The sequence below is a fragment of the Pseudomonas sp. GW821-FHT02A11 genome (genome assembly GCF_059421985.1).
On record NZ_JBWKWB010000017.1, the window covers coordinates 78,896 to 98,040 of the forward strand.

A 19,145-nucleotide genomic window follows, 5' to 3' on the forward strand; every position below is an offset into this window, starting at 1 on the left:
CCTTATCCATCGCCTGCATGGGGGAACGAGGGCAGCGTGCGAATCGACGTTCACACGTCGCACATCGCTGTGACCCACTCCAAACCGCACGGAAGCGTTTCTTTGACAGGATCCATTAGTGGCTAAAGGCTATTTCATTCGAAAAAACGATCGTACCGCCTGCGGTGGCGTTGTCCTGGACTCACACCCCGGGGTCAATATGTTTGGACAGGAACATTGCCGCGAAGGCGACAGGGTCACGTGCGGCGTCGATGGGCAGATCTACACCATCGAGGGGGGAATCTCGTATATCACGAGTCACGGCAAACGCGTGGCAGGGTCACTCGACAGCTACAGCACCTGTCCCTGCCGGGCGGAGCTCTGGCCCTCCTCCACCCAATCCTCCTATGTGAGCCGTTCCGATAATGGACCGAGCACATCGGACGCACGCAAAGCACCCGTTTATGCGGTTGCCGCCCGCTCCGTCCCACCCTCCACTTCGAAACATTCAAATCCCGATGCAAAGGTCGGCGTCAACGTCGAGGAACTAGAAGAAGAGGAAGAAGAAGTCGAGCAGCAACAGCTCATCACCCTGCGCATCGGCGTGTTCTTCGACGGCACCGGCAACAATCAGGCGAACAGCGAGACCGTCGCCGGGTGCATGGCCCGAGACGTTGGCTTGCAGGATCAGAGCGAGGACATCCGGCAGTTCTGCGCAACGTATGGCTATGGCGTGGATGGCAGTACGCCGGACAACAGCTATGGCAACGACACCAGCAATGTAGCGCGGTTGTATGAGCTGTATGTGGATCAGGCGGACATCAGCCTTGGGGCGGAGGACGAAGAGGCTTCGATTGCCGTCTACTTAGCAGGCATCGGGACCGTGAGTGGTGGCGACGATGATCGCTACGGTCAGGCGACGGGGCGTTGGGGAACGGGGGTGTTGGCGCGGGTGGAGCAGAGCTCTGAGTTGGTAACCGAACGATTGCAGCGGTTCAGACGCCATAATCCAGGGATCAAGGTCAAGCGCGTGGAAGTGGACGTGTTTGGCTTCAGTCGAGGGGCCGCTGCTGCCCGACACTTTGCCAACGACTTGCGCAACGCCCAAAAAAGTCTTCTGGCAAAAACCCTTTCCGCAGACCCGGCCGCGTTTGTCGAAGGCTTTGCCTGGCGACTGGAGCAGGATTTCTGCCTCAACTTCATCGGCCTGTTCGACACCGTGGCCGGAATCGTCTCGCCTCTGGCGGGTGATTTCAGCCCCGGCAATGCCCGCGTGTCAGGCCTGAACCTGGCACTGCCCGCCAACATCGCACGGAAGGTCGTCCAGTTCGTCGCTCGCGACGAACATCGCCTCAACTTCGCCCTGACCCGTACCGATCACGACATTCTGCTGCCCGGCGCCCACTCAGACATCGGCGGCGGCTATCTGCCACGCAGCCGCGAACGGGTATTAGTGAGTAAGCCACTGCACAGCCTGGAACACCTCTATCTGAGCCATGAGCGTTCATCCGCCTTTTACCAGTTGCGGACCAGCAACGATCCCTGGCTCCGGCACCTGGAGGCGAATGGCATTGAATGGGACATCGAAATCTGGTCTGTCGTACAGCCACGCAGCCGAGACGAACTGCACCCCATGCAACGCGTCTACGTGGCGCCCAAGGTCGAGCGCGAAGTGTACGGCGACCTGTCCAAAATCTACCTGCGCATCATGCGCGATTTGGGCGCACGGCACCGCGTTCCGTTCATCGCTCTCGATGATCTCGACGACCGTCTGGCACTGCCGAAAGAGCTGACCTCAATCGCCGAAAAGCTGCGGGCGTATGTCCTGCACGGCTTGCCCACCCCCAACCTAACAACCCCGGAAGAACAGTTGCTGCTCCAGCGATACATCCATTTGTCTGCGAACTGGAACGCCGTGATGAACTTCAGGAACAGCGATCTGGACCTCATTTTCATCAACCGTCCCACCCACGATCACCGGCGAGTGACCCATGCCAATCGCTAAATGGAGCCTGCTCGCTGTACTGGCTCTGCTCCCGCTGCTGGGCGCCTGTGGCACCAACCGCTACGGCGTGAACCTGCCCTACGACGGGTGGCGGCTGGGCTTTTTCGCGCCCAATTACATGGAGGTCTGGATCGAAACCGCCAACGTCATCGACATCAACGACCGTATTTTCAGACGCGCCATGAGCGGCATTGCTTCCGTTAGGTCGCCCCGCAATTTCAGGGGAAACCCGAATGGCTGGCCTAAAAATCCTGTCGATGGAAAAGGCAAGCATGTCTTCGGTGCGAATTTGCCTCAGCTGATCTATGTCCGTTGGCAATCACTGGCTGAGCCACGGACCTATGAGGCGTTTATCGAGATACCGAGTGCCGTGGGTCAAGAAATGCTCAAGGGAGAGCGGGCGTACTGCTACGGCGATACCTGGATAGACGACCACCGAAAAAATGTCGTTATAGGTTTGGCCCCCGGCGGCATCGCCAAAACCTGGATCATGGGCGTGTGCCTTGACGCAATCGAAGTCAGCCGCGTTCAAGCCAAAGTGGCTCCGAAAGGCCCTTACGAAGGCTTCTCGAACGGTCGGTATCGTGATCTGAACCCGGAGGCCAAGGCCTACATCGACAAATTCGGCATTCCCTTCGACTCATGGTGAAGCACCTCCCATCCATGCCTGCACAAAGGGAGGCTCGATGATTTTCGATCACTACGATTGCCAAGGCACCCAGTGCAAGCGAGTGACCCATGCCAATCGCTAAAGGGAGCCTGCTCGCTGTACTGGCTGTGCTCCCGCTGCTGGGCGCCTGTGGCACCAACCGCTACGGCGTGAACCTGCCCTACGACGGGTGGCGGCTGGGCTTTTTCGCGCCCAATTACATGGAGGTCTGGATCGAAACCGCCAACGTCATCGACATCAACGACCGTATTTTCAGGCGCGCCATGAGCGGCATTGCCTCCGTAAGGTCGCCCCGCAATTTCAGGGGAAACCCGAATGGCTGGCCTAAAAATCCTGGCGATGGGGCAGGCAAGCATGTCTTCGGTGCGGATTTGCCTCAGTTGATCTATGTCCGTTGGCAATCACTGGCTGAGCCACAGACCTATGAGGCGTTTATCGAGATACCGAGTGCCGTGGGTCAAGAAATGCTCAAGGGAGAGCGGGCGTACTGCTACGGCGATACCTGGATAGACGACCACCGAAAAAATGTCGTTATAGGTTTGGCCCCCGGCGGCATCGCCAAAACCTGGATCATGGGCGTGTGCCTTGACGCAATCGAAGTCAGCCGCGTTCAAGCCAAAGTGGCTCCGAAAGGCCCTTACGAAGGCTTCTCGAATGGCCTCTACTACCGAGACCCCAATCCAGAGGCCAAAGCCTACATCGACAAATTCGGCATTCCCTTCGACTCATGGTGAAGCACCTCCCATCCATGCCTGCACAAAGGGAGGCTCGATGATTTTCGATCACTACGATTGCCAAGGCACCCAGTGCAAGCGAGTGACCCATGCCAATCGCTAAATGGAGCCTGCTCGCTGTACTGGCCCTGCTCCCGCTGCTGGGCGCCTGTGGCACCAACCGCTACGGCGTGAACCTGCCCTACGACGGGTGGCGGCTGGGCTTTTTCGCGCCCAATTACATGGAGGTCTGGATTGAAACCGCCAACGTCATCGACATCAACGACCGTATTTTCAGGCGCGCCATGAGTGGCATCGCCGCCGTGCGGTCGCCCCGCAATTTCAGGGGAAACCCGAACGGCTGGCCTAAAAATCCTGGCGATGGGGCAGGCAAGCATGTCTTCGGTGCGAATTTGCCTCAGCTGATCTATGTCCGTTGGCAATCACTGGCTGAACCGCAGACCTATGAGGCGTTCATCGAGATACCCGAAGCGACCCGGCAGAAAATGCTCGAAGGCGGACGCACCTACTGCAAGGCCAGCAATATCTCGCTGGACGATTACCGAAACAACATTGCCATCGGCTTGGCCCCCGGCGGCATTGCCAAGACCTGGATAATGGGCGCTTGCCTCGACGCAATCGAAGTCAGCCGCGTTCAAGCCAAAGTGGCTCCGAAAGGCCCTTACGAAGGCTTCTCGAACGGTCGGTATCGTGATCTGAACCCGGAGGCCAAGGCCTACATCGACAAATTCGGCATTCCCTTCGATTCATGGTGAAGCACCTCCCATCCATGCCTGCACAAAAGGCCGGGTCCATGACCTTGAGCAGCGGCGATTGCCAAGGCACTCAGCAGTGCAAGCGAGTGACCCATGCCAATCGCTAAATGGAACCTGCTCGCTGTACTGATCCTGCTCCCGCTGCTGGGCGCCTGTGGCACCAACCGCTACGGCGTGAACCTGCCCTACGACGGGTGGCGGCTGGGCTTTTTCGCGCCCAATTACATGGAGGTGTGGATCGAAACCGCCAACGTCATCGACATCAACGACCGTATTTTCAGACGCGCCATGAGCGGCATTGCTTCCGTTAGGTCGCCCCGCAATTTCAGGGGAAACCCGAATGGCTGGCCTAAAAATCCTGGCGATGGGGCAGGCAAGCATGTCTTCGGTGCGGATTTGCCTCAGTTGATCTATGTCCGTTGGCAATCACTGGCTGAACCGCAGACCTATGAGGCGTTCATCGAGATACCGAGTGCCGTGGGTCAAGAAATGCTCAAAGGAGAGCGGGCGTACTGCTACGGCGATACCTGGATAGACGACCACCGAAAAAATGTCGTTATAGGTTTGGCCCCCGGCGGCATCGCCAAAACCTGGATCATGGGCGTGTGCCTTGACGCAATCGAAGTCAGCCGCGTTCAAGCCAAAGTGGCTCCGAAAGGCCCTTACGAAGGCTTCTCGAACGGTCGGTATCGTGATCTGAACCCGGAGGCCAAGGCCTACATCGACAAATTCGGCATTCCCTTCGATTCATGGTGAAGCACCTCCCATCCATGCCTGCACAAAGGGAGGCTCGATGATTTTCGATCACTACGATTGCCAAGGCACCCAGTGCAAGCGAGTGACCCATGCCAATCGCTAAAGGGAGCCTGCTCGCTGTACTGATCCTGCTTCCGCTGCTGGGCGCCTGTGGCACCAACCGCTACGGCGTGCACCTGCCCTACGACGGGTGGCGGCTGGGCTTTTTCGCGCCCAATTACATGCAGGTGTGGGAACGATCAACGGGCGCCCCATAGTCCGGGCTTGGCGTAGGTTCAACCGGTGGAACCTACGCCCCTGTGGCAGCTTTCAGAGGAGTGCGCCCTGCTATCCTTCGCCCATGACCCCATTCCCGACCCTCACCGCCTTGCCCCTTCAACTGCGCACGCCTCAGGTGCGGGATCTGGCGTGGGTGATCCTCTCGCCGCCGATGCTGGCGCTGACCGAATGGCCGCAGCGTCATCCCTTGAGCGGCAGTGATTGGGTGCAGAATCCCGAGGCATTGGACGCCTTTTTGCGGGGTCTCGACCAGGACAGTGGCGTTCTCGTTGAATGGCTGTCGCGCCGTTCGATACGGCGTCTGGGGTTGTATTACGAACACCTCTGGCATTTCGCAATCCTGCACGCGCCGGGTGTGGAGATGATTGCCGCCAACCTGCCGATTCGAGTCGGCGGGCATACGCTGGGAGAGCTGGACATGCTGTTGAGGGACAAGAACGGTATTCATCACGTTGAATTGGCGATCAAGTTTTATCTGGGCGAGCGGGACACCGACCGCGCGGATCCGGCGAACTGGCTGGGACCCGGATCCCATGATCGGCTGGGGTTGAAGCTCGCCCACCTGAGTCAGCATCAGTTGCCGATGTCGGGGCGTGAGGAAAGTCGGGAAGCGTTGTCGGCATTGGGGATTGAATCGTTCAACGCGGCGCTCTGGCTGGGCGGTTATCTGTTCTATCCGTGGCCCGACACAGGTGCTTCCCCACAGGGCGTGCACGCCGAGCATCTGCGTGGGACATGGATTCATCACAAGGACTGGCCGGCCTTTGCCGCGCATCACCCCGAAGGACGCTGGCAACCGCTGCCACGCCACGCCTGGCTGGGCCCGGCGCGGTATGACGAAATCTGGAGTGAGGCTGAATTTCAGGCATGGCGAGAACAGCTCGACCCCATGGCCCAGGCGCAACTGCTGGTGCGCCTGACACAAACGCAGCAAGGCCACTGGCAGGAAGCCGAACGCGTGTTTCTGGTTTCAAACCTGTGGCCTGCGCTGGCGCCGGCCGACGAGGTCAGACACTCAGTCGCAGCACCAGCGCCGCCAGCGTGATCAACAACACCGGCAAGGTCAGCATGATGCCGACGCGCAAGTAATAACCCCAGCCGATGCTCACGCCCTTGCGCGCCAGCACGTGCAGCCAGAGCAAGGTCGCCAGGCTGCCGATGGGAGTGATCTTCGGCCCCAGGTCACTGCCGATGACGTTGGCGTAAATCATCGCTTCCTGAAGCGGCCCGTGTGCCTGACTGGCATCAATGGACAGCAACCCGATCAGCACCGTCGGCAGGTTGTTCATCACCGACGACAGCAACGCGGTCAGCACCCCGGTGCCCATCGCCGCGCCCCACAGGCCGTGCTCGGCGAAGCGATCCAGCCAGCCTGCGAGGTAGGTGGTCATGCCCTCGTTGCGCAGCCCGTAGACCACCAGGTACATGCCCAGCGAGAAAATCACGATCTGCCACGGCGCTTCTTTCATGACCTTGCGCGTGGAAATCTTGTGCCCCTTGGCCGCGATGCCCAACAGGATCGCCGCGCACACCGCCGAGATCGCGCTGATCGGAATGCCCAGCGGCTCCAGGGCAAAACAGCCGACCAACAGAATCCCCAGCACCCACCAGCCAGCGATGAAGGTTGCGCGGTCTTTAATGGCCGATGCCGGTTCATCGAGTTGGGAAGCGTCGAAGGTTTCAGGAATGTCGCGGCGCAAGAACAGCATCAGCACCGCCAGGGTCGCTGCGACGCTGACCAGATTGACCGGAACCATCACCGAGGCGTAGCGGTTGAAGCCGATGCCGAAATAGTCAGCCGAGACGATGTTGACCAGATTCGACACCACCAACGGCAAGCTCGCGGTGTCGGCAATGAAGCCCGCCGCCATGACGAATGCCAGGGTCGTGGCCGGGGAAAAGCGCAAGGCCAGCAGCATCGACATGACGATGGGCGTGAGGATCAGCGCCGCGCCGTCATTGGCGAACAGCGCCGAGACCAGCGCGCCGAGCAGCACGATGAACGCGAACAGCCAGCGGCCGCGACCCTTGCCCCAACGCGCCACATGCAGCGCCGCCCAGTTAAAGAACCCGGCCTCGTCGAGCAACAGGCTGATGATGATCAGCGCAATGAAGGTGCCCGTGGCGTTCCAGATGATGTGCCAGACCTGCGGGATGTCCGCCAGGTGTACGACCCCGAAAATCAACGCCAGCACCGCGCCGAACGTTGCACTCCAGCCGACGCCGAGGCCCTTGGGTTGCCAGATCACCAGGGTAATGGTGATCAGAAAAATAAGTACCGCTGTCAGCATCAGTGCTTAGTCTTCGGAAGCAAAATCGCCAAGATGCCCAGCAGCGGGAGGAAGGAACACACGCTGTAGACAAACACGATGCCGTAAAGGTCGGCCAGGTGCCCTAACAAAGCGGCGCCGATGCCACCAAAGCCGAACATCAGGCCGAAGAAGATCCCGGCGATCATGCCGACGTTGCCCGGCACCAACTCTTGGGCGTACACGACGATGGCGGAAAACGCCGAGGCCAGGATGAAACCGATGATCACGCTGAGCACGCTGGTCCAGAACAGATCGGCATACGGCAGCGCGAGGGTAAACGGCGCAGCGCCCAGGATCGAGAACCAGATCACTGCCTTGCGACCGATCTTGTCGCCGATTGGCCCGCCGAAGAAAGTGCCCGCCGCGACCGCGCCGAGGAACAGGAACAGGTGCAGCTGGGAGCTGGCGACGGACAGGTCGAAGCGCTCGATTAGGTAGAAGGTGAAGTAGCTGGTGATGCTGGTCATGTAGAAGAATTTGGAGAACACCAGAAACGCCAACACGGCCAGCGCGAAGGTCACCCGCGCCTTGGACAGACCGTGGGTCGCCGCCTTGCCTGCCTTGAGTTTGAACAGCGCCAGGTGCGATTTGTACCAGCGGCTGATGGCCCATAGCAGGCCCACGGAGAACAGCGCGAACAGGCCGAAATACGCCACGTGCCCCTGGCCGAACGGAATGATGATCGCCGCCGCCAGCAACGGCCCGAACGCCGAGCCGCTGTTACCGCCCACCTGAAAGGTCGATTGCGCCAGGCCAAACCGCCCACCGGAGGCCAGACGGGCAATCCGCGAGGCCTCAGGATGGAACGTCGACGAGCCGATGCCGATCAGCGCCGATGCGAGAAGAATCATCGGGAAACTGCCCACGGTCGAGAGCATCAACACGCCAATCAGCGTGCAGATCGAGCCCAGCGGCAGGACCAGCGGGTTGGGATGGCGGTCGGTGTAGTAACCGACCCACGGCTGCAACAGCGACGCGGTGATCTGGAACGTCAGGGTGATCAGACCGACCTGGGTGAAGGTCAGGCCGTAGTTGGCCTTGAGCATCGGGTAGATCGACGGCAGGACCGACTGGATCAGGTCGTTGATCAAATGCGCCAGCGCCACTGCGCCAATGATGCGCATGACCAACGGGCTGGATTGAGGCGTCGCAGAAGTCGCGGTCGAGGGGCTGGTGACGGCCATCTGGGTTCATCCATCGAACGATTAGATGTGCCGCACGCAAGTAGTTACAAAAGATGTCGGCGACACAAGGGGTCGTCAATGTGCCATTTTTTGGGGCGCAGGTGCCATGTTTTGTTGCGAAAAATGCATCGTTAGGAGCACGCTTGCCCGCGACTGCAGAGTGTGTGTGCCACGGGAGTGACTGACACATCGCTTCGCGGGCAAGCGCGCTCCTACAGAAATGAACGTGTCAGGCGATAGACCCTACGGCTGAACGCTGGCCCAGCGTGCCGTCCACTTCATCCAGCGCAACCCTGGAGGTTTCGCGCAACGCCAGGCCGCCCACCAACCCCAATAGGGCAATGGCGATCAGGTAAAACGCCGGGGCCAGGTTGCTGCCGGTCAGGCCAATCAGCCAGGTCGCCATCAACGGCGCTGTGCCGCCAAAGATGGTGTAGGCCATGTTGTAGGTGATCGCCGAAGCGGTGTAACGAGTGCGTGTAGGAAAGGTCTCCGACAACAACGCCGCAGTCACCACGTTACACAACACCGCGCCGGTGGCCAGCAGCAACACACCGATGATCGCGCCTGCGAAGGAGCCGGAACTGGCCATCAGGAAGGACGGATAGACCATCACCGCCAGCAGGACACACGCCGTGATCACGGTCACCCGACGCCCGACCTTGTCGGAGAATGCGCCCGCCATCGGGCACATCGCCGCCGCGAACAGCAACGCGATCAGCGACACCAGCAAGGCCGTGGCCCGGTTCAAGCCCCCCGCCACTTGCAGATAGGTCGTGAAATAGGTGGTGAACATGTAGAACGACAGCGCAGTCAGCGAGATGAACGCGCCCAGCGCCAGGATCGCCCCGCCGTGATGGCGCAGGGTTTCCTTGAGCGGCGAGTGGGCGACGGCGTGATCATCTTCAACGGCCTGGAACGCCGGGGTTTCGTCCAGCTTCCAGCGCAGGTACAGGCCGACCAGCCCCAGCGGCGCGGCCACCAGAAACGGCACGCGCCAGCCCCAGCTGTTCATGGCCTCTGCCGACAGCGAGGCTTCGAGCGCATAGGCGAAAATCGCTGCTGAGGCGAACGCCGCGAAGGTCGACACCGGGACGAAGCTGCCGTACCAGGCGCGTTTGCCTCGCGGCGCGTGCTCCATCAGATAGGCACAGGCCCCGGCGTACTCGCCCCCGGCGGAGAACCCCTGGGCGCAGCGAATGATGGTCAAAAGAATCGGCGCCGTGACGCCGATCGCTGCGTAAACCGGCAGCAAGCCGATGATCGTCGTGGCCCCGGCCATCAACAGAATGGTGAACGCCAGGGTGCGTTTGCGGCCGATCCTGTCGCCCAGCATCCCGAAGAACAGCCCGCCCAACGGGCGAAAGGCAAAGGCCACAGCGAACACCGCGAAGGTCTTGAGCAGCGCTGCACTGGCATCGCCACTGGGGAAGAATTGCTGGGCGATGGTGGTGGCGAGAAATCCGTAGACGGCAAAGTCGAACCATTCGACGAAATTGCCGATGCTGGCCGCGACGATGACTTTTCTCAAAGTGGCAGGATCGACCTGCTCAATGGCGGGAGTGGTCATGTAAAACCTCGGCGCGCGTAGGAAAGATCCGATTATCGGTACAGCGCCTGAGCCGCCTCACTCCAGAAGTGTCGTCGACATACTCAGGACCGACCTGTCGGGGTGACTGTTCCGCAGGATTCGTGCCAGAGGCATCAGGTGATGGCATCCACCTCAGATAGAGGGCCAAACGCGGAATCACTGTGGGAGCGAATTCATTCGCGATCCATTTTTCAGGCGACAGATGTGTGTCGGATGTACTGCCGTCTCGCGAATGAATTCGCTCCCACAGGGATGGAGCTACTGTCGAAGGTTGCTGTGGCTGTGGGTCTTCGTGCATGCCAGCCCCCATACCTCAGCAGGCCGCAGCTTCGCTTTGACGCCAGTCAGCGGGGGGGCGCGTTAGAAGCACAGTGAGAAGGTCGCGGATGTCTCTGCGCATGTGATCCCCTGTGGGAGCGAATTCATTCGCGAAGGGCCGGAACATTCAACACATAGGGTGTTGCCTGAACGATTTTTCGCGAATGAATTCGCTCCCACAGGGGGATGCATCGCGTGCTAGATCAGCGCCCGCTTGCCCTGCAGGCCACCGGTATGAACAAAGATCAATCGCGTGCCCTTGGCGAATCGACCAGCCGCGGCCGCTTGCCGTAGAGCCAGCAAAGCCTTGCCTGTGTACAACGGCTCAAGCGGCACTCCACTCTGGTCTTCGCTTAACGCGATGAATTCGAGCAACTCAGGATCGGTCTTGGCGAACCCACCGCGACTGGCATCCATCAGCTCATACCGGCTCAAACCCTGCGTGCCGACAATCCCCGCCACATTGCCCTCAACCCCATGCCCCTCAGGCACCGCCATCGCCCCGAACACCTTGCGCACCCCGTCTTCAGCCAGCACCAATCCCGCCAGCGTGGTGCCCGTTCCACATGCCAGCCACCAGCCGTCGTAGTCGCTCCAGCCGATGTCGGCGAGCTGGGCGCGGGCCTGGCTCACGATCTCGGCGCAACCCGACGCACCCTCCCACCCACCGCCGCCTTCGGGAATCGGGTGCAGCTGTGGATAACGTTCGCGCCACGGCACCCAGAACCCTGCTTCATGGCGAGCGCGATATCCGGCGTAACCGAGCCAGTGCAGTTCCATGCCGAAGGTCTTCAGATCGACCACCGTCGGGGTTTCAACCGGGTGCCCGCGCAGCAACCCGACGGTGGAAAAGCCGAATCGCTTGCCCGCTGCGGCAAGGGCATGAAGGTGATTGGAATGCGCGCCACCCAAGCTGATCACGCCGTCGGCGCCTGCGTGTTTGGCGGCGGCGAGGTGATGGGTGAGCTTGAACCATTTATTGCCGCTGATGAGCGGATCGATCAGGTCCAGCCGCAGGATGGCGACGTCGATGCCTGCCGAGGTAAGCCAAGGCAGGTTGAGGGGTTGGAGAGGGGCTTGGGGGAGCATGGTATGACGACATGGATAGGAGAACGTGAATTCTACACAGTCGTTCTTGCTTCTGGCTGAAGGCCGTGGGAGCCGGCTTGCTGGCGAATACAATCGATCTGACACATCGATTTTGGATGACACACCGCATTCGCCAGCAAGCCGGCTCCCACGCCTTCCGCAGAAGCTCAAGCCAAGGCTTACAACTCCGCCGCCAACCGCGAGCCCTGATTGATCGCGCGCTTGGCATCCAGTTCGGCGGCCACGTCCGCGCCGCCGATCAAGTGCACGCTCTGCCCCGCCGCCTGCAGGCCGTCATAGAGTTCGCGCAACGGGTCCTGCCCCGCGCAGATCACCACGTTGTCCACCGGCAGCAGCTTTTCCTCACCCTCGGCACCGATGCGAATGTGCAACCCTGCATCGTCGATCTTCACGTACTCGACACTGTTGAGCATCTGCACGTGCTTGTTTTTCAGCCCCGCGCGGTGAATCCAGCCGGTGGTCTTGCCCAGGCCGTCGCCGACCTTGGAGGTCTTGCGCTGCAACAGGTACACCTGACGCGCCGGCGCATGAGGATGCGGCTTGATCCCGGCCACACCACCACGGGCCTGCAACGCGCCATCGATGCCCCACTCTTCCCAGAACGCATCGCGATCCAGACTCGTGGCCACGCCCTGATGCACGAGGAATTCCGACACGTCGAAGCCGATACCGCCCGCGCCGATCACCGCCACCGATTTGCCCACCGGCTTGCGCTCAAGAATCACGTCCAGGTAGCTCAGCACTTTCGGGTTGTCGACGCCCGGAATGGCCGGCGTGCGCGGCGCGATACCGGTGGCGAGGATCACTTCGTCATAACCTTTGCCGACCAGATCATCCACCGAAACGCGCTGATTCAGACGCACATCCACGCCTGTGGTCTGCAGCTTGCGGCCGAAATAACGCAGGGTCTCGAAGAATTCTTCCTTGCCCGGCACGCGCTTGGCGATGTTGAACTGACCGCCGATCTCGCTCGCCGAATCAAACAGCGTCACCTCATGACCACGCTCGGCGGCCACCGTTGCCGCTGCCAGACCCGCAGGCCCGGCGCCGACCACGGCGATTTTCTTGATCTGTTTGACCGGCAGGTAATTGAGCTCGGTTTCGTGACACGCGCGCGGGTTGACCAGACAGCTGGTGAGCTTGCCGTCGAAGATGTGGTCCAGGCACGCCTGATTGCATCCGATGCAGGTATTGATCTCGTCACTGCGGCCGGCCGCGGCCTTGTTGACGAATTCCGGGTCGGCCAGAAAAGGCCGGGCCATCGACACCATGTCGGCGTCGCCTTCAGCCAGCACGGCTTCGGCAACTTCCGGGGTGTTGATGCGGTTGGTGGTGATCAGCGGGATCGACACCGAACCGCGCATCTTCGCCGTGACCTTGGCGAACGCCGCACGGGGCACCTTGGTAGCGATGGTCGGGATACGCGCTTCGTGCCAGCCAATGCCGGTGTTGATGATCGTCGCGCCAGCCTTTTCGATGGCCTGCGCCAGCTGCACCACTTCTTCCCAGGTGCTGCCGCCTTCGACCAGGTCCAGCATCGACAGGCGATAAATGATGATGAAATTGCGGCCCACGGCCTCGCGCACTCGACGCACGATTTCCACCGCCAGACGCATGCGGTTTTCGTAACTGCCGCCCCAGCGATCGGTGCGGTGGTTGGTGTGGGCCACGAGGAACTGGTTAATCAGGTAGCCTTCCGAACCCATGATTTCGACGCCGTCGTACTCGGCGGTCTGGGCCAGGGTGGCGCAGGTGACGAAGTCCTGAATCTGCTTCTCGATGCCCTCCTCGTCCAGCTCCTTGGGCTTGAACGGGTTGATCGGTGCCTGGATCGGGCTTGGCGCCACCTGCTTGGGGCTGTAGGCGTAACGGCCGGTGTGCAGGATCTGCATGCAGATCTTGCCGCCCGCTTCGTGCACGGCCTTGGTCACGATGCGGTGATGCTCGGCTTCCTCAGGCGTGCTCAGCTTGGCGGAACCGGCGTACACGCCGCCCTCAACGTTCGGTGCGACACCGCCGGTCACCATCAGGCCAACGCCGCCCCGGGCACGCTCGGCGAAATACGCCGCCATGCGCTCGAAACCGCCGGGCTTTTCTTCAAGGCCGGTGTGCATCGAGCCCATGAGGGTGCGGTTGCGCAGCGTGGTGAATCCCAGGTCCAGCGGAGCCAGCAAGTGCGGGTAGTGAGCGGCGGCCATAAAACAACTCCATCGAGCATCATCACGGAAAGCGCGAGCACTCTCCGGTGCCCGTCGACTCGTCAGGGACTACAAGCATAGCCCTGTTCATGACGCAGACATTAAACACCGCGGCGGTCACGCTCAATGACCGAAAGTGACAACTTAATGATCGTAGTGAGCAGCGCTTGGCCGAGCGCTGCTCGATTCGTCTCAGGCCACGGCGTCCGCAGCGCCGCCATTGGCCGAGGCCACAACCCGAGCACGCCACGCAAACCCCAGCACCATCAACAACCCCAGACCCGCCATCGCCGCGCCCGCCAGGGAAATCGCCGGATAGCCCAGGCCTGCATTGATCACCGCACCTCCCAGCGCGGCGCCAATGGCGTTGCCGAAGTTGAACGCGCCGATGTTGACCGCCGACGCCAGGTTGGGCGCGTCCTTGGCGGCTTCCATCACGCGCATTTGCAGGGGTGGCACCAGGGCGAAGCTCGCAGCGCCCCAGATCAGGATCGCCACGGCCGTGGGCAGCGGCCAGCGCATCAGCACGGCGAAGGCCAGCAGGACGACGATCAGCACCACCAGCGACACGATCAGGGTGCGATCCACCGAACGGTCCGCCGCCTTGCCGCCCCACATATTGCCCAGGGTCAGGCCGATACCGAACAGCACCAACATGGCGGTAATAAAAGTGGTGGAGGCGTGGGTTTCGCTGTGCAGGATCGGCGCAATGTAGGTGAACACCGTAAACATCGCCCCCGAGCCCACGACGGTCAGTGCCAGCGCGGCGAGCACCGGCCCACGGGCCAGCACCTTGATCTCGGCCAGCACGCCGTCACTTTTGGGCAGCGGCAGGTTGGGCAAGGCGAACCACAGCGACGCCATGGCGACAAAGCCTAAACCGGCAATGCCCCAGAACGCGCTACGCCAGCCCATGATTTCGCCGAACCAGCTGGCCAGCGGCACCCCGCCGATGGTCGCAAGCGTCAGCCCCATGAACATCGCCGCGACGGCCCCTGCCCTTTTCTCGGGTGGCACTACGCTGGCGGCAACAATCGAGCCGATGCCGAAGAAGGCGCCGTGGTTGAGGGAGGTCACGACCCGGGCGATGAGCAAGCTTTCATAGCTGGTGGCCATCGCCGACATCAGATTGCCCAGGGTAAAAATCGCCATCAGCCCGATCAGCAGATAACGCCGTGGAATCTTGCCGGTGGTCAGGGTCATCAGCGGCGCGCCGATCAGCACGCCCAACGCGTAGGCGCTGACCAGCAGGCCTGCGGTGGGGATCGAAACCCCGAGGTCGGCAGCAATGCCGGGCAACATGCCCATGGGGGCGAATTCGGTCACACCGATGCCAAAGGCACCGATGGATAACGCTACAAGCGGTGGATTGATACGCATGAAATTGGCTCCTTATCTATGCCGCAAATGCTACGATCCCGGCTCGCGCGGCGGTAGAGCCCTTTAGGTACAAGCACCTTTGCCCTGGAGGCACAAATGGATTTCAACGGCAGGTCGGGGGAAATGGAAGTGTTCGCCAAGGTGGCGCAGGCCGGAAGCCTGTCGGCAGCCGCTCGATCACTGGGGCTGACGCCTTCTGCGGTGAGCCGGATCATCGCCCGCACCGAACAACGCATCGGCACGCGCCTGCTGTTGCGCACCACGCGCGCTATCACCCTCACCGCCGAGGGCGAGGCGTACTTGCGGGGCGCGCGACGCATCCTCGCCGACATGGCCGAAGTCGAAGAAGCCATCGCCAGCCAAGGCGTGCCACGGGGTCGATTGCGGGTCAGCGCATCACTGGCTCATGGGCGTCTGGCAATCGTGCCGCTGGTGGCAGCCTTCACCGCGCGCTACCCGGAAATCCTCGTCGATCTGACCTTGGGCGATGAAGTGGTGGACATCCTCGCCGGACAAGCCGACGTCGCCGTGCGCTTCGGTTATCTGCCGGACAGCCCCTTGAGTGCGCGCTGCATCGGCGAAACCGGACAAGTGATCGTCGCTTCCCCGGCCTATCTGGAACGTCACGGCACGCCCCGTGAACCCGAAGACCTGGCCCGCCACAACTGCCTGCGCTTCAACTTCCGCCGCGCCACCCCCGACTGGCCATTTCGCCGCGACGATCAGGCATTCTCACTCAAAGTCTCTGGCAGCATCGAATGCAGCAGCGGCGAAACGCTGGCGCAACTGGCCAGGCTCGGCGCCGGCATCGCCCGCATCGGCGCCTTTACCGTAGTCGACGAGATCGAACGTGGCGAACTGGTGCCGCTGCTGGAAGCCTACAATCCCGGCGACCGCGAGCCGATTCACGCGGTGTTCGTCGGCGGCTCGACCATGACCGCGCGGGTCAGGGTGTTCGTGGACTTTCTGGTGGAGCACCATCGCGATTGGCGCTATGCCTTGCAACTCGCGGATCAGCTCGAATCCCCGCGTCATGCCCGCCCCCGATGATGTCGACGATAAGGTTGGTCACCGTCAGGTCGATTTCGATTTCCGGGTAGCGGTCGTTGAACACCGGCAGCACCGGGCCCAACAGCAGGTCGGCGGCATCGCCCAGAAGGTTAAGGCGAATGCGCCCGGTGGGTTCGTCGCGAAAGCGATTGAGCGCCTCGGTTGCCTGGCCGATGGCGTCCATCGGCTTGCTGATCACCCCGACCAGCTCCTCCCTCGCCGCCGTCAGCGTCACGCTACGCGTCGTGCGATTGAGCAGACGCACACCCAGCCTCGATTCCAGCCCCTTGATCGCATGACTCAACGCCGACGCGCTGATCACCAGCCCCTTGATCGCACGGCTGAAACTCTGGTGCCGGGCGATGGCCAGGAAATAGACGAAATCGGCGAGATTGGCACGGCTGACCTGCATGGGCGGGTTCCTGTGTGGGACGGACTGGAATGTTATCGCTTGAGCGATGCCGTATTGATCTGACGCCTACACATCCTTGTCAGACCTAACGTCCTACACTGTTGAGCGAATCCCCAGCACACGGACAAGTGCCCAATGCAACCTGTTATCCGAACCGCAACCCCCGCAGACGCACCTGCCATCAGTCATCTCATCATCACCACGCTGCGCGAATCCAACGCACAGGATTACTCCCCCGAGATCATCGAGCAGGTGCAGCAGCACTTTTCTTGCGAGGCGATGGTGCAGTTCCTGACCCAGCGTCAGGTGTATGTGGCGACCATAGAGGGCGAGGTGGTGGCGACGGCAAGCCTGGATCGCAGCACGGTGCGCAGTGTGTTCGTTGCTCCAAGTTATCAAAGGGCAGGCATGGGTCGGTTGTTGATGACGGCGCTTGAGTCAGCGGCCAGCGAAGCCGGGATCACGCAGCTACGCGTGCCCTCTTCGATCACCGCTGAAGGGTTCTATGCCGGGCTGGGGTTCACGAAGGTGCGGGACGAATTTCATGGCGCCGAGCGCACGATCGTGATGGAGAAGACGCTGGGGTCTTAGCGACGTGCAGATCAACAGCGGCGTTCTCGCCTCTGTTGGGGAGATCAGTGGCCCGAGAGCCCCAATCAAACGATACCGTGGTCAGTGCTGCCAGCAGGCTGCGTATTGCTTGCATACACCAAAACGCTGGTCCAGCTCCGCCAGACGCGCTTGCTGCGCACTGAGGGTTTCCTTGAGGAGTTCGCGCTGGGTGCGGTAGTAGTACTCCAGCATGGCATTGTTGGTGGACGCTGCCTTGCTGCGATCGGCCGTCGGGCTGTCAGGCAACAGCTCCTTGATATCGGGCGTCTCCAGCAGGCCCAGCTGGGTGCTGTAGTAATCCTTGTACAGCTGCAGAGAACGCGCCTTGGTGCCGGTCATCTCGCCTGCGAACCACTCCAGGTCCTGGCGATACTCGGTCCAGTAGGCATCCGGCAATGCCACGCCTACGCGCTGTTTGCGCTCTTGCACCGCCTTGTCGAGAAACGCTGGCTGGATCAACGATGCATCGTCGGCGTCGGGCTTCATCTTCGCGATGACACTGGCGTCGACGATGCTGGCGATCATGGCCGCACGCTCCGCTGACTGGGGCTGGGCCTGAACGGGTTTGGGGAACATCGGGTTGCTTCCGGCGCAGGCCGGCAGACCTTTGTTGGTCAGCGCGATGGGCGAACGTACAACCTTGCCGTCAATCTGGCGCAAGCGGTTGAGGGTGATCTGGCTGCGACCGATGTAACGGAAGTTGGCTTCGTACTCGCCGCCACTCTGTGGCGTGAAGTTGAACGCGACCGTACAGACGCTCCCGCTGCCCAGCGTATTGGCTCGCGCGAACAGCTCACGGCCAGGCTGCAGCCGCACCTCGAGCCAGGCTTTGGCATCGTCAGGCGCAGGGGCGCTCATGTCGGCGCGTCGACGGGTATTGGCTGAAAACAGGTTATTGAGCAGCCCCGTGGTCTGACCGCCACAGTGTTCTGCATCGAACAGATCGAGGGTGGAATTTTCATTGCTGCTGATGAAACGCAGCTTGGCTGCATCGGGCTCTCTGGCATCGGGAAAGGTGCCATTGAAACTGCATCCGCTCAGTAACAGCGCGGCAACACTGACGACGCCGGAACGGCCCGTCGGGAAAAATCGAACATGATGATGTATCGTCCTTGATGCACAGATAGGCGAAAGGCCATCATGCTAAAGAAGGCAGGCATCGCCGTCCAGCGCGTCTGCCACGTCAGTTTATTTTGATTGCGCTGTACTCCCCGAGGTAATGGAATGCTCGATACGCACCATATATTTGCAATTGGCTTGGTCGGACTCCTGGCAGGTTGCTCGTCAATGCCTCCTGAAATGGCACTGAATTCACCCGTTAACAACGCGCAAAACTCAGGCCTGGTGGTCGGTTCATTGATAGAAGGCGGCCCCTATGGCACCTATCTTGAGTTTCGCGACATCAAGAGCAACAAGACCTATGGCTGGGGCCCAAAGGACGACTATTCGGGCTGGCTGCCTGCCGGTGAATATGAGGTGAGCCGTCTGGGGCATCGCCGCGGGGTCATGGGGCCCTACTCCAAACCCCTGCGTTTCAGCGTGACTCAAGGGCAGCTCAATTACCTGGGGGAGATGGTCTATGGCTGTTCGGCCGTTGCTGAACCGGCGGCTGTGTACGGGGTCATGAACTGCGGCCTGCTCGCCCTTGGCGAATGCACGGTGCCCAGCCCCAGCGTGAACGTCTGCGTGGTTGACCGCGAAGATCAAGCCCTCAAGCTTTTTTTGCAGCAGCACCCGGAGCAAAACGGTTTGCCGGTGCATAACGCCGTCATGTCGCGGCGCTAGTTGTCATCCTTTTTT

17 protein-coding genes and 1 pseudogene are annotated in these 19,145 nt (G+C 61.1%); 10 read left to right on the forward strand and 8 right to left on the reverse strand.

Going from position 1 to position 19,145, the window contains the following annotated elements:
* Window positions 1-118: 118 nt before the first annotated feature.
* The 7 genes from AC07V9_RS21460 (at window position 119) to AC07V9_RS21490 (ending at window position 6,223) form a co-directional block, all read left to right on the forward strand.
* The gene (locus AC07V9_RS21460) at window positions 119-1,984 is read left to right on the forward strand and encodes a type VI secretion system family protein (RefSeq protein WP_495017646.1); all 1,866 of its coding nucleotides are present in this window, start codon (window positions 119-121) and stop codon (window positions 1,982-1,984) included.
* A complete protein-coding gene (locus AC07V9_RS21465) occupies window positions 1,971-2,633 on the forward strand; it encodes a DUF2931 family protein (RefSeq protein WP_495017647.1) in 663 nt (220 codons plus the stop codon). The genes AC07V9_RS21460 and AC07V9_RS21465 overlap by 14 nt, the downstream gene beginning before the upstream one ends.
* Window positions 2,634-2,722: 89 nt before the next feature.
* Window positions 2,723-3,388, forward strand: coding sequence for a DUF2931 family protein (locus tag AC07V9_RS21470; RefSeq protein WP_495017648.1), 666 nt, complete (start codon window positions 2,723-2,725; stop codon window positions 3,386-3,388).
* 89 nt (window positions 3,389-3,477) lie between these two features.
* Window positions 3,478-4,143: a DUF2931 family protein gene (locus AC07V9_RS21475; protein WP_495017649.1), complete on the forward strand. Its 666-nt coding sequence runs from the start codon at window positions 3,478-3,480 to the stop codon at window positions 4,141-4,143.
* 93 nt (window positions 4,144-4,236) lie between these two features.
* The gene (locus AC07V9_RS21480) at window positions 4,237-4,899 is read left to right on the forward strand and encodes a DUF2931 family protein (protein WP_495017650.1); all 663 of its coding nucleotides are present in this window, start codon (window positions 4,237-4,239) and stop codon (window positions 4,897-4,899) included.
* A gap of 89 nt (window positions 4,900-4,988) precedes the next feature.
* A complete protein-coding gene (locus AC07V9_RS21485) occupies window positions 4,989-5,156 on the forward strand; it encodes a hypothetical protein (protein ID WP_495017651.1) in 168 nt (55 codons plus the stop codon).
* A gap of 83 nt (window positions 5,157-5,239) precedes the next feature.
* On the forward strand, window positions 5,240-6,223 hold the full coding sequence (locus tag AC07V9_RS21490) for a DUF1853 family protein (RefSeq protein ID WP_495017652.1): 984 nt from the start codon (window positions 5,240-5,242) through the stop codon (window positions 6,221-6,223).
* On the opposite strand, the gene AC07V9_RS21495 is transcribed toward AC07V9_RS21490, so the two are convergent.
* From AC07V9_RS21495 to AC07V9_RS21520, 6 genes are all read right to left on the reverse strand, one after another.
* Complete coding sequence (locus AC07V9_RS21495) at window positions 6,186-7,469, reverse strand: arsenic transporter (protein ID WP_495017653.1); 1,284 nt, start codon at window positions 7,467-7,469, stop codon at window positions 6,186-6,188. The two genes, AC07V9_RS21490 and AC07V9_RS21495, sit on opposite strands and share 38 nt — an antisense overlap.
* Window positions 7,469-8,674, reverse strand: coding sequence for an MFS transporter (locus tag AC07V9_RS21500; RefSeq protein WP_495017654.1), 1,206 nt, complete (start codon window positions 8,672-8,674; stop codon window positions 7,469-7,471). The genes AC07V9_RS21495 and AC07V9_RS21500 overlap by 1 nt, the downstream gene beginning before the upstream one ends.
* Window positions 8,675-8,903: 229 nt before the next feature.
* Complete coding sequence (locus AC07V9_RS21505; RefSeq protein ID WP_495017655.1) at window positions 8,904-10,244, reverse strand: MFS transporter; 1,341 nt, start codon at window positions 10,242-10,244, stop codon at window positions 8,904-8,906.
* Window positions 10,245-10,781: 537 nt separating this feature from the next.
* A complete protein-coding gene (locus AC07V9_RS21510; RefSeq protein ID WP_495017656.1) occupies window positions 10,782-11,672 on the reverse strand; it encodes a 1-aminocyclopropane-1-carboxylate deaminase/D-cysteine desulfhydrase in 891 nt (296 codons plus the stop codon).
* A 179-nt stretch (window positions 11,673-11,851) separates the two neighbouring features.
* A complete protein-coding gene (locus tag AC07V9_RS21515) occupies window positions 11,852-13,891 on the reverse strand; it encodes an oxidoreductase (protein WP_495017657.1) in 2,040 nt (679 codons plus the stop codon).
* Between the two features lie 192 nt (window positions 13,892-14,083).
* Window positions 14,084-15,271: an MFS transporter gene (locus AC07V9_RS21520; protein WP_495017658.1), complete on the reverse strand. Its 1,188-nt coding sequence runs from the start codon at window positions 15,269-15,271 to the stop codon at window positions 14,084-14,086.
* Between the two features lie 96 nt (window positions 15,272-15,367).
* On the opposite strand from AC07V9_RS21520, the gene AC07V9_RS21525 reads away from it, so the two are divergent.
* The gene (locus AC07V9_RS21525) at window positions 15,368-16,321 is read left to right on the forward strand and encodes a LysR family transcriptional regulator (RefSeq protein WP_495017659.1); all 954 of its coding nucleotides are present in this window, start codon (window positions 15,368-15,370) and stop codon (window positions 16,319-16,321) included.
* On the opposite strand, the pseudogene AC07V9_RS21530 reads toward AC07V9_RS21525, so the two are convergent.
* A pseudogene (locus AC07V9_RS21530) lies at window positions 16,290-16,733 on the reverse strand (LysR family transcriptional regulator); the annotation flags it as partial. The gene AC07V9_RS21525 and the pseudogene AC07V9_RS21530 overlap by 32 nt on opposite strands.
* 135 nt (window positions 16,734-16,868) lie before the next feature.
* Here AC07V9_RS21530 and AC07V9_RS21535 point away from each other — a divergent pair.
* Window positions 16,869-17,324, forward strand: coding sequence for a GNAT family N-acetyltransferase (locus tag AC07V9_RS21535; RefSeq protein ID WP_495017660.1), 456 nt, complete (start codon window positions 16,869-16,871; stop codon window positions 17,322-17,324).
* Between the two features lie 81 nt (window positions 17,325-17,405).
* On the opposite strand, the gene AC07V9_RS21540 is transcribed toward AC07V9_RS21535, so the two are convergent.
* A complete protein-coding gene (locus tag AC07V9_RS21540) occupies window positions 17,406-18,203 on the reverse strand; it encodes a hypothetical protein (protein ID WP_495017661.1) in 798 nt (265 codons plus the stop codon).
* A 429-nt stretch (window positions 18,204-18,632) separates the two neighbouring features.
* Here AC07V9_RS21540 and AC07V9_RS21545 point away from each other — a divergent pair, with 429 nt between their 5' ends.
* On the forward strand, window positions 18,633-19,130 hold the full coding sequence (locus AC07V9_RS21545; protein ID WP_495017662.1) for a hypothetical protein: 498 nt from the start codon (window positions 18,633-18,635) through the stop codon (window positions 19,128-19,130).
* Window positions 19,131-19,145: the final 15 nt, after the last annotated feature.